Genomic DNA, 12,543 nt, shown 5'->3' on the forward strand with positions numbered 1-12,543 from the left:
AGGGGGGCCGGGGCCGACTGCGTTCGTCCGCGGCGCGGCGTGTGCGTCACGCGCGCGGGCGGTGCGGGGGGCGTGGGTCAGTTCGTGCGGATGACGATCGAGCTGCACACCTTGTCGGCGAACGTCTGCCGCTTGGCGTCCCAGGCCGGCCACAGCCAGCCCAGGTAGCACGCCAGGCTGTCCAGGAAGTGGGCCAGGCGGCGGACGAACGCCATGCCGACGCCCATCGGCCGGCCGTCGATCTCGCGCACCAGGCGGATGCCCAGCGCCTTCTTGCCGACGGTCTGGCCGGTGCGGCCCTCCTGGACCAGCTGCCAGATCGCGAGGCCGACGAGGGCGGCGGCGCCGACGGCCATCAGCGCCGGGGTGTCCTTGCCGATGATGACGAGGGCGTAGGGCACCGCGAACACCAGCATGTCGACCACGAGACCGCCGAACCGCTGGCCCCAGTTCGCGTACGGCGGCTCACCGCCGTAGCCGGGCTGCTGCGGGTAGCCGTAACCCTGCTGCGGATAGCCGGGCTGCTGCGGGTAGCCGGGCTGCTGCGGGTAGCCGGGGTGCTGCGGCTGGCCGTACCCCTGCGGGGGGACGCCCTGCGGGGCCTGCTGGCCGTAACCGGGCTGCCCCTGCTGGGGGTAGCCGTAACCGGGCTGCCCCTGCTGGGGGTTCTGCGGCTGACCGTAGGGGTCGTTGGGCGGGCCGAAGCTCATGGCGATTTTCCTCCGTTGCACAAGCGGGGACGACGCGGAGTGCGCGGAGGAACATCTTCAGATGAGCGGTTTGCCCCCCAACACCGACCGCATACTGCGAAGACCCATCGTTCTTGGACAGGTGTGCTCCTGTCCAGCCGCATTCCGCAGGCTTTGTGCAAGTGCAACCTTGTCGATCATGGCGGAAACGATCGGGGCGCGTGGCCGGAACGGGTCCGCGCCGGGTCCCGGCGGATGCGCACCAGCTCGGCACGGGGCCGCCGGTGTCCGGGTTCACCCGGACCGGTGCCCGGACGGATTGGAACCGGGGGGCCGTCATCCGGGAGGATGGGTCCATGACCGCCCAGATTCTCGATGGCAAGGCCACCGCAGCCGCGATCAAGTCCGATCTGACCGCCCGGGTGGCGGCGCTGAGGGAGAAGGGCGTGACGCCCGGACTCGGCACGATCCTCGTCGGCACCGACCCCGGCAGTCAGAAATACGTCGCCGGCAAGCACCGCGACTGTGCCGAGGTCGGCATCGCCTCCATCCAGCGCGAGCTGCCCGGCACCGCCACCCAGGAGGAGATCGAGGCGGTCGTCCGTGAGCTGAACGACGACCCCGCGTGCACCGGTTACATCGTCCAGCTCCCGCTGCCCAAGGGCATCGACGAGAACCGGATCCTGGAACTCATGGACCCGGCCAAGGACGCCGACGGCCTGCATCCGATGAACCTCGGCCGGCTGGTCCTCAACGAACCCGCCCCGCTGCCCTGCACCCCCAACGGCGTGCTCACGCTGCTGCGCCGGTACGGCGTCGAGATCAAGGGCGCGGAGGTCGTGGTCGTCGGCCGCGGGGTCACCATCGGCCGCTCCATGCCGCTGCTGCTGACGCGGCGCAGCGAGAACGCGACGGTCACCCAGTGCCACACCGGCACCCGGGATCTCTCGGCGCACCTGAAGCGGGCCGACATCATCGTCGCCGCGGCCGGTTCCGCGCACCTGATCCGGGCCGAGGACGTCAAGCCGGGCGCGGCCGTCCTGGACGTCGGGGTCTCCCGCAACGCGGAGGGGAAGATCGTGGGCGACGTCCACCCGGACGTGCGTGAGGTGGCCGGGTGGGTCTCCCCGAACCCCGGCGGCGTCGGCCCGATGACCCGTGCCCAGCTGCTCGTCAACGTGGTGGAGGCGGCGGAGCGCAGTGTCGACTGACGGAACCTCCGGCAAGGCCGGGAACCTCGACGAGACCGACAGCGCCGACGTCACCGCCGGCGGCGGCACCAGGAGCGCCACCGGCACCGACGGCGCCACCGGCACCGACGGCGCCACCGGCACCGACGGCGCCACCGACACCGACGGCCCGGCCGTCATCGAGGGCGTCGACGGCATAGAGGTGCGTGACCCGGTCAGCGCGCCCGACGCCGACGGGGTGCCGCGCCGCACCACCCGCCGCTTCCCGCTGTTCACCAGGGACACCGCGCGCCCCGAGGGCGGCGGCCGGGCGGCGCCCGGAGACGCGCTGGCCGCCCGGCAGTGGCCGATCATCGTCGTGCTGGGCGTCGTCGCGCTCGGCCTGCTGGTGACCGCGCTCGACGTGTTCCGGATCGGCACGATCCTGATCGGCGTGGGGCTGCTGCTCGGGGCGGTGCTGCGCTGGCTGCTGCCCGGCGTCGGCATGCTCGCCGTGCGCTCCCGCTTCACCGACATCGTGACGTACACCGTGCTGGGCAGCGCGATCGTCCTGCTGGCGCTGATGGCGCAGCCGAACCCGTGGCTCCAGATCCCGTTCCTGAAGGACACCCTGCACTTCACGGTCAGCAGCTGAGCCGAGTCCGGCTGAGCCGAATCCGGACGGGCCGAATCCGGACGGGCTGAGCCCGACCGGGCCGGACTCGGCGCGACACGGTGGTGCGGCGGCCCGTCTTCATCCCCCGAGGAGGACGGGCCGCCGACGCGTTCCACGTTCCACCCTCGTGAGCTGCCTGTTCAACAGTCGATCCGGCGCTGTGGCACAGCAGTGACCGTTCCGCCACGGTGTGCGCACCCCGCCACAGCCGTCCCGCTCCGGGAACCGTCCGGCCGTCCCGCGTCGTCCCCTCAACGGATCGAGGGAGAGGTGGGCGGGATGGGCGCCTGGCAGCCGCTGCCGGACGGGCTGCCGTCGGAGGTACGGCACTTCGTGGAGCAGTTGCGGCAGCTCAAGGACGGTACGGGCCTCAGCCTGGCCTCGCTCGGCGCGCGCACCGCGTACAGCAAGTCCTCCTGGCAGCGCTATCTCAACGCCGTCCAGCCGCCGCCCCGGCAGGCCGTCGCCGCTCTGTGCCGGGTGGCGGGTCTGGCCGGCGCGGACGCCGAACGGCACGTCGTGCGCTGGGAACTGGCCGTCGAGGTCTGGCCTCGGCCGGCGTCGGCGAACCCGGCCGAGGAGTACCGGGACGATCCGACGATCCCGTGGTGGGACCGCCTGGAGGAGCCCGCCCCGCCGGCCTCGCCCCGGCCCGCCGGACGTCTGTTGGTGTACGCGGCCCTGCTTCTGCTGGCGTTGCTGTGCACCGCCGTCGGGGGAGCGGTCGTCTTCGGCTGATGTGCGTCCGTCGTGCGATGTGCGCTCATCATGTCGATACATTGACGGTTCGGGCATGTGTCCCGAATCGTCTCGGCATCGGGTCTGACACGGCCGGTGGGGGAGCCGGCGGAGGGAGGGGGGTTCGATGCCTCGCTGGAGGGCTCTGCCCGAGGAACTCGACCCGCGGGTAAGGGAGTTCGCCGAGCAGTTGCGGCGGGTGGTGGACCGCACGGGACTGAGCCTGGCGGCCGTGGCCGACCGTACGGGCTACGGCAGGACGTCCTGGGAGCGGTATCTCGACGGGCGGCTGCTCGCCCCCAAGGGGGCGGTCGTCGCGCTGGCCGAGGTCACCGGCACGCCTCCCGTCCATCTCGTCACCCTGTGGGAACTGGCCGAACGGGCCTGGAGCCGCTCGGAGACGCGGCACGACCGGACCATGGAGGCCGTGCGGGTCTCCCAGGGGCGGGCCGCGCCGGGGGAGTTCGGGCCGGCACCCGATGTCGGCGAGAGCGACGTGGGCCGGCTGGCGGTGACCCCGGGCGTCGCGGGACCGGCGGGCGTCTCCCCGACGATCCCGTCGGCGCCGGCCGCGCGCACGCCGGCCGGCGGTGCCCCGGGATCAGCGCGGTCCCGCCCAGGGCGGACGACGATGTTCGTCGCGGGTCTCGTGGGGGTGGTGACGGTCGTCGTGGGCGCGTTCCTCCTGACCGACGCGGGCGGTCCGGAACAGGCGGTGGGCACCACCCGGACGTCCTCGCCCGCCGCGTCCTCGTCCGCACCGGGGACCGCCCTGCCTTCCGGGGTGCGGTGCGGTGGCTCCGACTGCACGGGCCGGGACGCGGAGGAGATGGGGTGCAGCGGCGAGCTCGTGACGACGGCGAAGACCGCGACGGTCGGGGCGACCGTGGTGGAGGTCCGCTTCAGCCGGACGTGCGGGGCGGCCTGGGGGCGGATCACCCGGGCCGCGCAGGGCGACGGGGTGCGGGTGACCGTGGGTGCGGTCCGGCAGACCGGCGCCGTCACGGTGGCCGGGGACACGATCGCGTACACCCCGATGGTGGCGGCGACGAGCGCGGCGGACGTGACGGCCTGCGCGGTCCTGGCGTCGGGACAGCAGGGCTGTACTCCCTGAGAACGCCCGGCGACCCTGCGCCGGACGCGGGCCGGACGCGGGCCGGACGCGGGCCGAACGCGGGCCGAACGGGTGGGGTCGGCGGCCTCGGCGGAACCCGGCGCGAAAAAGCCGAAGAGGGCAGGAATACCCTCCTCCGCCGCGGGCACGCGAACCGTACCCCCACGGGAGTCCGGCACGACCCGGTACCCCCACCACGGCGGCCGCAGGTTCCACCTCTCCCGGACCGGCGGCCGCCGCTTCCTGCCGACCCGCTTCCCGCCCGGCCGCGACCCCTCCGCCCGTCCGCCGCCCGTCCGCCCGCGGCTCTCCGTCCGCACGGAGGGGACCGGTCGGGACCACTCTGTGGGACGGGCCACACAACCCCGGCGGTCCGGCACCCCGGAGGCGCGATAGCCTGACCGCTGGTCGGATCTCTTGATACCAAGAGATCGATCATTTGTACGTCCCACCAGGGGCAGGGACGCCCCACCGACAGCTGTCATACGGAGAACGCCATGACCCGCACTCCCGTGAACGTCACCGTCACCGGCGCGGCCGGCCAGATCGGTTACGCCCTGCTCTTCCGCATCGCCTCCGGCCAGCTGCTCGGCGCGGACGTGCCGGTCAAGCTGCGCCTGCTGGAGATCACCCCCGCGCTGAAGGCCGCCGAGGGCACCGCCATGGAGCTCGACGACTGCGCGTTCCCGCTGCTCCAGGGCATCGACATCAGCGACGACCCGAACGTCGCCTTCGACGGCGCCAACGTCGCCCTCCTCGTCGGCGCCCGCCCCCGCACCAAGGGCATGGAGCGCGGTGACCTCCTCGAGGCCAACGGCGGCATCTTCAAGCCGCAGGGCAAGGCCATCAACGACCACGCCGCGGACGACATCAAGGTCCTGGTCGTCGGCAACCCGGCCAACACCAACGCCCTGATCGCCCAGGCCGCCGCCCCGGACGTACCGGCCGAGCGCTTCACCGCGATGACCCGCCTCGACCACAACCGCGCGCTGACCCAGCTCGCGAAGAAGACGGGCTCCACGGTCGCCGACATCAAGCGCCTGACCATCTGGGGCAACCACTCCGCGACCCAGTACCCGGACATCTTCCACGCCACGATCGCCGGCAAGAACGCGGCCGAGACCGTGAACGACGAGAAGTGGCTGGCCGAGGACTTCATCCCGACCGTCGCCAAGCGCGGTGCGGCCATCATCGAGGCGCGTGGCGCGTCCTCCGCCGCCTCCGCCGCCAACGCGGCCATCGACCACGTCCACACCTGGGTCAACGGCACCGCGGACGGCGACTGGGCCTCCATGGGCATCCCGTCGGACGGCTCCTACGGCGTCCCGGAGGGCCTCATCTCCTCCTTCCCGGTCACCACCAAGGACGGCTCGTACGAGATCGTCCAGGGCCTGGACATCAACGAGTTCTCCCGCGCCCGCATCGACGCGTCGGTGCAGGAGCTGGCGGAAGAGCGCGAGGCGGTCCGCGCGCTCGGCCTCATCTGAGTCCCGCCGGACGGTTCCCGACCGTCTGACCGCTCCCGATCCCCGGACGGCTCCGGCCGCCTGGGGATCAGTGCGTTCCGGGATCAGTGCGTCCGGGTCCTCACGACCCGCTCGGCCAGGTCGAGGAACTCGTTCAGGGTCGGCGGCCGCAGCTGGCTCAGCTCCCGGTCCTGGAAGCGCGGAGAGCTCAGAGCCCGGTCGAAGGGGACCGCGATCACCTGGTTCACGCTCACCCCGATACGGCTTGCCAGGGCGGCCGGTACGCGCCGGGCGGACGGCCCCTCGACCTCGGTGACGACGATGATCGCCTCGTCGGCCAACCGCCAGCGGCGAGCGGCGCGCAGCCGCTCGAGGACCTGCCGGGCGGCGGTGAGGAACCAGTCCGCGGTGCCGCAGCACAGGATCAGCCGGTCGGTCAGGTCCAGCACGGTGTCCGCCGAGTCGTCGAGCCGCTGCGGGGCCCAGTCGGTGAGCACGAAGGAGTAGAAGGGCTCCGTCCGGGCCAGCACATGCTCATAGGCCTGGGCGTGCACCAGGTTCGGGTTGGCGTGGCCGGTGGGGTGCGCGGCCACTTCCAGCCCGGACGGCAGACGAGTGGTGAGGGCGCGGACGTCGTCGTACGGGGAATCGGCGGGAAGACCCGCCAGGTCGCGCACGGTAGCCGGGTTACGGTCCGTCAGGAAGCGCCCCAGGGCCCCCTCGTGGGCCGCTCCGTCGAGGGCCAGGACGGGCTCGCCGCGGACGGAGGCGAGCAGCGAGCCGAGCACCATGGTGGTGGTCGCCCGCCCGCTGTAGTGGTAGGCACCGACGACGGTGAGGCGCCTGCCGTGGCGCAGCGGTGTCCGCAGCCGGGCCAGCCGGGCCTCCGCCGCACGGCGGGCGGCGCCGAAGCGGGGCGGGCGCAGGGCCGACGGCGGGCCGGCGCCCTCAGGAGCGGCGGCCGGCGGCAGGGCGAGCGGGACGCGCTCCGTGGGCAGTGCGTTGACCGCGGACGCCGGCGGGACGGTGCGGGTGACGCGGGACTGGGCGATGTACCGCGCCAGGACGTCCGCGACCTCGGCCGCGCTGGGCCGCTCGGCCGGGTCCGCAGCCAGACAGCGCAGCACGCGCCGCCGCAGTTGCTTCCAGGTGTCGCCCTGCCACAGGTGCATGCCCTCAGGGCGGCCGGGCAGCTCCCAGCCCGCCTTGCTGCTGACGATCTGGAGCAGCTCACCCAGCGCGCGCACGTTGTCCTCGGGGGTCGGCATGGGCCCTGTGCCCGCGTACGCGCCGTCCACGGCGCAGTCGGACAGGTCCGTGAGGACGACCGACCGGCGCAACACGTGGATGTGCTCGGCGTTGAGGTCGGTGAGGACGATTCCGTGCAGGTGGCACAGGGCCAGGGCGCTGGCGAGGTGCCAGCCGACGACGAGCGCGGTGATCTTGTCGAAGGGGGCGCGGCCCCCCGCGTGGGCCGCGTTGAAGATGTCCGACAGGACCGCCAGGCTGGGCTGCTGGGGGCCATCGCCGACCGGAGCGACCGCCAGCCAGGGCCGCTCGTCGCGGACCCCGGTGGCGAGCAGGGCGGGGGCGTACTGGCCGCCCAGCCGGCGCAGCGCCTCCGTCTCGGCCGCCAGGGCGTCGCCACCCGGGAGTTCGGGGCGCGGGGTGCGGACCAGGGCGCGGCCGCCCCGCTGGTCGACGCCTTCGTACTCCACCGTCCGTCGCAGTCGTCTGCGTCGCAGCAGCAGGTACGGTCCGAGGTGCCGCGGATCGTCCTCGATCAGCCGGGTCCACCCGTCCGCCGAGTCGGCGCTGCGGCCGCGCCCCGCTTCCAGCCCCTGCGCCTCCCGCTCGAACGACACCCCGAAGCGGGTGAGCAGCCGGCGTTCGACGCTGGTGAACGGGCGGTGGCTGCCCGGGAGATGGGCCGGGCCGTCCGGGTGGGCGAGCCAGGCGGGGAAGTCGGGTGAATGGCCCGCGAGTTGTTCCAGGCGCTGTCCGATGCTGCGGCTGGTCCTGAGGAGTTCGGCCTGCGGAACCGCGTCCAGGAGCACCAGTCTGGAGGTGTCGGAGAAGTCGAAGACCTGGTGTTTGGCGGGCAGCGGACCCGGCACCGGCGCGGGGTGCGGGCGCATCAGTCCGCCGAGGAAGACCTCCGCGAGGTGGGAGGTCCGAGCCCGCCACGGGACCGCGGTCTGTACGAGCCGCATGACCGGCACGGTCAGCGGCGACACCGCCGCCAGATGCGCCGCGAGCCGGTAGGCCTCCGGAGTGGCGGCGTCCCGGAACTGCTGGGCGTCGCCCGGGCCGGGGGCGGGTCCGGCCGCGCTGTACCGGCCGGGCCGCGAGAGCAGGGGCAGCGGGACCGTGGCGCCGGGGGAGGCGAGGAGGTGGGCCCAGTTCCGCAGGGAGGCGGCCGTCGGCTCCAGGACGGGTACCGGCACGCCGTCGAAGGGGGCGAGATCGGCGGGGAGGACCGGGTCGGTGATCTCCCAGGAGGTGTTGGCTCCGCCGATGCGGCGGGTCGTGGCCTGCCAGCGTTCCGCGTGGATGCCGGATCCCTCCCACAGGTCGGGCGGGAGCGTGTGCAGCACCGCGGTGGGTCCGCGGGAGGCCCACTGCGACAGCAGCCGGTGCAGCGAGCCGCTGCGCCAGGAGGCCCCCGTGCCGTCGCTGACGACGAGGACGAGGGTGTGTCCCGAGGGGTCGCTGACCGAGCTGAGCGGCACGGGCGTGCTGTCGTGCCGGAAGGGGCGGGCGTGCAAACGGGGTTCCTGAGCGCTGCGGGTGTCGAGGCCCAGGACGCGGTCGGTGGCGAAGGCGCCGAGCCGTTCGAGGAGGGTGCGCAGTTCCGCGCCGAGGCGGTGCCACAGGAGCATCGACAGGCCGTCGTCGACGAGCAGCACCAGATGCAGCCACCGTTCCTGCACGGGCCGTTGCACCACGTCGGGCAGCCGGGTCTCGGCGAGTTCGGCGGCGGTGCGCTCCTCGTCGATCTCCAGACGGTGCGGGCTGGGGCGGCGGCGGCGCAACGGCCGGAGCGCGCGGGCCAGCGCCAGTTCGGCCGCGAGGGCCTTGTCCTCGGGCACCCGGACGGGCATCGCCCGGTTCGGCTCGGTGCTCGGCCGCAGCCGGATGTCGGGCAGCTGCGGCGGTGCCGGACGGGCCGACCCGTACAGCGAGGACGCGGTCAGGTCGGGTAGATCCGGAGCGTCGGGGTCGGGCGCAGCCCGCCCCCGGTCGGCCGCGTCGGCCTCGGGTGCGGAGGGTTCGGCGTCCGTCGGGTGGTCGGCGGTGGTGGACCGGCTGAGCGGGGTGGCCGCTCCGGCGGGCAGCACCCTGGCGAGCCACAGCACGTCGAGCACCTGGTCCGCGTCCAGCTCGTGCCCGCAGGCCCGCAGCACCCGCAGGGCCTCCGCGAGCCGCGCGCCACCCTCTTGGGCCCCGGTCACCGCACCCCCCTGGTCACGGCCGCCTCACATCGCGCCGGTGAGCTGGTGCAGTACGGCGTCCAGAAGGCCTTCCGCGTCGAGGTCGACGCCTCCGGTGCGCAGGAACACAGCGTTGAGGAGCTGGTCGGTGGCGAGTTCGCCGGGGGCGCGGCGGCGCAGGAACGCGTCGATCAGGTCGTCGGCCTCGCGCAGCGCCTCCTCACCGAGGTGGGCGGTGACGATGGCGCGCAGCCGTGCCTCGTCGGGCACCGGCAGGTCGAGCCGGACGCAGCGGCGCAGGAAGGCGGGCGGGAAGTCGCGCTCGCCGTTGCTGGTGATGACGGCCACCGGGAACTCGGCGCACTGGACCCGGCCCTGGCGTACCGTCACGGTGCCCCGATGGTCGGCTGTCTGCACTTCCACCTCCGCCATGTCCTCGGGCAGTCGGGTCAGTTCGGGGATGTCGAAGTAGCCCTCCTCGAAGACGGTGAGCAGGTCGTTGGGCAGGTCGACGTCACCTTTGTCCATCTCGTCGATGAGCAGGGCGCGAGGCGTGGCGCTCGGCACCAGCGCGGTACCGAGCGCGCCGAGCCGGATGAACGTCCCGATGGACGGCTCGCGTTCGCCGCGGTCACGACTGAGGGTGGTCTCGCGCAGCCGTCCGATCGCGTCGTACTGATAGAGCGCCTCACGCACGGTCGACCTGCTGTTGATGGACCATCGCAGCAACTCGCCGAGCCGCAACTCGTGCGCGACCGCCCGCGCCAGCGAGGACTTGCCCGTGCCGGCCGGTCCGGTGACCAGCAAGGGCCGGCGCAGGTGCAGCGCGGCGTTGACGACATCGGCGTGCTGCGGCTCGATCAGGTAGGGAAGTTCGGGTCGGACGGCCGGTGTCGGGCTGAAACGCCGCCACGGCGGGGCCGAGGGCAGGTCGACGACCCGAGGGACGCCGTCACCGCGGAACAGGCGCCAGTCCGCGCCGGCCCGGGAGTCCTCTGGGGAGGTCATGCGCTCTCCTGTGGTTCGGTCAGGTGCAGCCGGGGCACCGTGCGGTCGGCGTCCGCCCAGGCGAGGACCGGGCGGCCGGGGAACTCCGGAGCGCGTTTTCCCTTGGCGTTGGCCCGGTAGACGCGGACTCCGTCGGGCAGTTCACGGGTGGCGACTGCCTCCATGTGCCGGACGACATGCGATGACGTCGAAGAGGTGGACGCAGTGGGGGCCGCGGAGGATGACACCGGGGGCGAGGACGGTGCGGAAGTGCGCGAGGACGCCTCCGTGCCGTCCCCGCGGTCCCACACCACCACCGGTATGCCCACGGCGAGGCAGATCTGAACGATGGCGTCGCGCGGGCCCGGGGGGACGTCGACGGAGACGCGGACCGTGTCGAGCCGGCCCATCAGCTCGTAGTAGATCTGGTGCGGGTCCTGGGAGGGGTCCGAGACGACCAGCGTCTCCCCCGAGTCGAGCTGCCTCCACCGCTCACGCCAGTCCGGGAGGAAACGCTCGTGCCGTCGCAGCAGTTCCGGGCAGTGCACGACCAGGGGGAACTCGACCCCGAGCACCCCTGGCACGATCTCCCCCGGCGATTGCGCGGCCCATTCGTCGACCGGGAGATTGAGGTCGGTGCGGTCCACGAGAACCTCGACCAGCGGCCGCGCCCCGTCCGTGGCCGAGGGCGCGAGGGATTCCAGGACGCGCAGCAGTTCGCGGGCAGCTCCCGACGCCGAGTACGTGGCGGAGCTGTCGGTCGACATCTGGCGCGGCCCCGTGCCCTCGTCGCACCACACACGCAGCCGGTGACGCCCCCGCCCCGCCCGCGTCACCTGGGCCAGGACCCGCACCCGGCGCGCCCCGCCCCGCAGCATCCGGGCCCAGTCCTCCGCGTCGGAGCGCCGCTCGCGCAGCGCCGCCGCAGGGATGCCGAGCCGTCCTGCCACCGCGTCCGACCACAACCGCAGGTCCGCCTTCCGGGGTTGCGGACAGAGCGCGGCGATGTACTCGACGACCCGCAGCAGCGCCGGGACCCGGGGCCCGCCGTCGTCGGAGTGGCCGTCCCCGGGCAGGGTCTCCAGACGGTCGAGGACGACATCGAGGGTGTCCCCGTCGGCGGGCACCGCGACCCGCTTCGTCGCCTCGCGCACCGCTTCGGGGAACCGCGCGAGGACGGGCCGCTCGACCCGGCGCAGCACCTGGTGCAATCGGCGGTGCTCGCGCGGCGCGAGCAGCAGTGGCGTGTCGGTGAGCCGGCCGGCGACCAGGAGCCGGTCGGCGGAGCGCGGATCCCTGGGCCGCAGGATCTCCACCAGAGCGGGCAGCGCTCGCGGATGGGTGACGAGGAAGTCCGCGAACTCCTCGACCGCGGGCGGCGTCACCGGGCTGCCCGGCTCGATCCCGCACTCGTGCGCGAGCCGACGGGCGGTGTCGCCGAGCGTGTACGGCGACGCCAGGACATTCCGCAGCGCCATCACGAGCATGCCGCGAGCGGGATCGTCGGACTCGGCGCCACCCGCGCCCCCCGAGTCGCCTCGATCTCCCGTGTCGAGGACCCCGAAGGGCCGCAGCTCCGCCTCGACCCGCTGCCAGGGGATGCCCCAACTACGTCGGATCAGGTGCTGGGGGGAGGCCGGGAGGGGTGCTCCGCCCGGATCGCACGGTGGCATGAAATGCGCGGCGACGAGTCCTACGACGGCCCCGTCCTCCTCCGACCACAACGGGCCCCCGCTGTAGCCGGGGCCGACCGCCATACCGGTGCTCTTTCCGTCGAGGTAGCCGATCGGGCCGTCCAGAGCGGCGACCCGAAGATCGGCGAAGGTAGCGCTGTGCCCACTGCCGTGCCAGGCCCGCACCTTCTGGCCCGGCGCCATGGCCGCACAGGGGACCGGGGCGGGGATGCTGCCGAGCGGCGCGTCCACCCGCAGCACCGCGAGGTCACCGAGCCACTCGCTGTCGCCGTCCCGTACGGCCCCGCCGTCCCGCGCGCGTGGGGCGATCCAGTGCACCACGCGCGCGGGAAACCGCTCCGTGCTGCGCGGCCCCTCCAACGCGACGAACACGTCGTCGAGTCTCGGTGTCCGGGCCTCGAACAGATCCCTGCCCAAAGCGTCGTTGACGACATGTGCGCAGGTCAGCACCATGTCGATGCCGAGGATGACCGCCGCGCCCGCCGGCTGACCGTCGGCCGCCCGGCGCACGGACGCCACGCGCGACCTCGTCTCCTTGTCGCCGGACGCCCCCACGGCCCCGAACCATCCCATCGC

Annotated in this window: 9 protein-coding genes; 5 read left to right on the top strand and 4 right to left on the bottom strand. The window is 73.5% G+C overall.

Annotation, left to right across the window (positions count from 1 at the left end):
* Window positions 1–77: 77 nt before the first annotated feature.
* Window positions 78–710, bottom strand: a complete 633-nt coding sequence (locus AOQ37_RS02030) for an RDD family protein (RefSeq protein ID WP_062640480.1) — start codon at window positions 708–710, stop codon at window positions 78–80.
* A gap of 335 nt (window positions 711–1,045) precedes the next feature.
* Here AOQ37_RS02030 and AOQ37_RS02035 point away from each other — a divergent pair, with 335 nt between their 5' ends.
* The 5 genes from AOQ37_RS02035 (at window position 1,046) to AOQ37_RS02055 (ending at window position 5,873) form a co-directional block, all read left to right on the top strand.
* Window positions 1,046–1,900, top strand: coding sequence for a bifunctional methylenetetrahydrofolate dehydrogenase/methenyltetrahydrofolate cyclohydrolase (locus AOQ37_RS02035; protein ID WP_062640482.1), 855 nt, complete (start codon window positions 1,046–1,048; stop codon window positions 1,898–1,900).
* On the top strand, window positions 1,890–2,513 hold the full coding sequence (locus AOQ37_RS02040; protein WP_107085073.1) for a DUF3017 domain-containing protein: 624 nt from the start codon (window positions 1,890–1,892) through the stop codon (window positions 2,511–2,513). Before AOQ37_RS02035 ends, AOQ37_RS02040 begins: the two co-directional genes overlap by 11 nt.
* A 300-nt stretch (window positions 2,514–2,813) precedes the next feature.
* On the top strand, window positions 2,814–3,272 hold the full coding sequence (locus AOQ37_RS02045) for a helix-turn-helix domain-containing protein (protein ID WP_062640484.1): 459 nt from the start codon (window positions 2,814–2,816) through the stop codon (window positions 3,270–3,272).
* A gap of 127 nt (window positions 3,273–3,399) precedes the next feature.
* Entirely contained in the window at window positions 3,400–4,386 is a 987-nt protein-coding gene (locus tag AOQ37_RS02050) for a helix-turn-helix domain-containing protein (RefSeq protein WP_062640486.1), read from the top strand.
* Window positions 4,387–4,883: 497 nt separating this feature from the next.
* On the top strand, window positions 4,884–5,873 hold the full coding sequence (locus AOQ37_RS02055; RefSeq protein WP_062640488.1) for a malate dehydrogenase: 990 nt from the start codon (window positions 4,884–4,886) through the stop codon (window positions 5,871–5,873).
* Window positions 5,874–5,956: 83 nt separating this feature from the next.
* Here the strand turns inward: AOQ37_RS02055 and AOQ37_RS02060 are convergent, their stop codons facing one another.
* The 3 genes from AOQ37_RS02060 to AOQ37_RS02070 are packed head-to-tail and all read right to left on the bottom strand — an operon-like array spanning window position 5,957 to window position 12,540.
* On the bottom strand, window positions 5,957–9,307 hold the full coding sequence (locus AOQ37_RS02060; RefSeq protein WP_159401282.1) for an SAV_2336 N-terminal domain-related protein: 3,351 nt from the start codon (window positions 9,305–9,307) through the stop codon (window positions 5,957–5,959).
* 24 nt (window positions 9,308–9,331) lie between these two features.
* Window positions 9,332–10,294, bottom strand: coding sequence for an AAA family ATPase (locus tag AOQ37_RS02065; protein ID WP_062640492.1), 963 nt, complete (start codon window positions 10,292–10,294; stop codon window positions 9,332–9,334).
* On the bottom strand, window positions 10,291–12,540 hold the full coding sequence (locus AOQ37_RS02070) for a VMAP-C domain-containing protein (RefSeq protein ID WP_062640494.1): 2,250 nt from the start codon (window positions 12,538–12,540) through the stop codon (window positions 10,291–10,293). The genes AOQ37_RS02065 and AOQ37_RS02070 overlap by 4 nt, the downstream gene beginning before the upstream one ends.
* Window positions 12,541–12,543: the final 3 nt, after the last annotated feature.

This window comes from Streptomyces maremycinicus (assembly GCF_001184025.1).
GTDB lineage: Bacteria > Actinomycetota > Actinomycetes > Streptomycetales > Streptomycetaceae > Streptomyces > Streptomyces maremycinicus.

Excerpts from the sequence above, each read along its gene's own strand:
- AOQ37_RS02030 (WP_062640480.1), bottom strand. The coding sequence starts at position 710 with ATGAGCTTCGGCCCGCCCAACGACCCCTACGGTCAGCCGCAGAACCCC.
- AOQ37_RS02065 (WP_062640492.1), bottom strand. The coding sequence starts at position 10,294 with ATGACCTCCCCAGAGGACTCCCGGGCCGGCGCGGACTGGCGCCTGTTC.
- AOQ37_RS02035 (WP_062640482.1), top strand. The coding sequence starts at position 1,046 with ATGACCGCCCAGATTCTCGATGGCAAGGCCACCGCAGCCGCGATCAAG.
- AOQ37_RS02050 (WP_062640486.1), top strand. The coding sequence starts at position 3,400 with ATGCCTCGCTGGAGGGCTCTGCCCGAGGAACTCGACCCGCGGGTAAGG.
- AOQ37_RS02055 (WP_062640488.1), top strand. The coding sequence starts at position 4,884 with ATGACCCGCACTCCCGTGAACGTCACCGTCACCGGCGCGGCCGGCCAG.
- AOQ37_RS02045 (WP_062640484.1), top strand. The coding sequence starts at position 2,814 with ATGGGCGCCTGGCAGCCGCTGCCGGACGGGCTGCCGTCGGAGGTACGG.
- AOQ37_RS02070 (WP_062640494.1), bottom strand. The coding sequence starts at position 12,540 with ATGGGATGGTTCGGGGCCGTGGGGGCGTCCGGCGACAAGGAGACGAGG.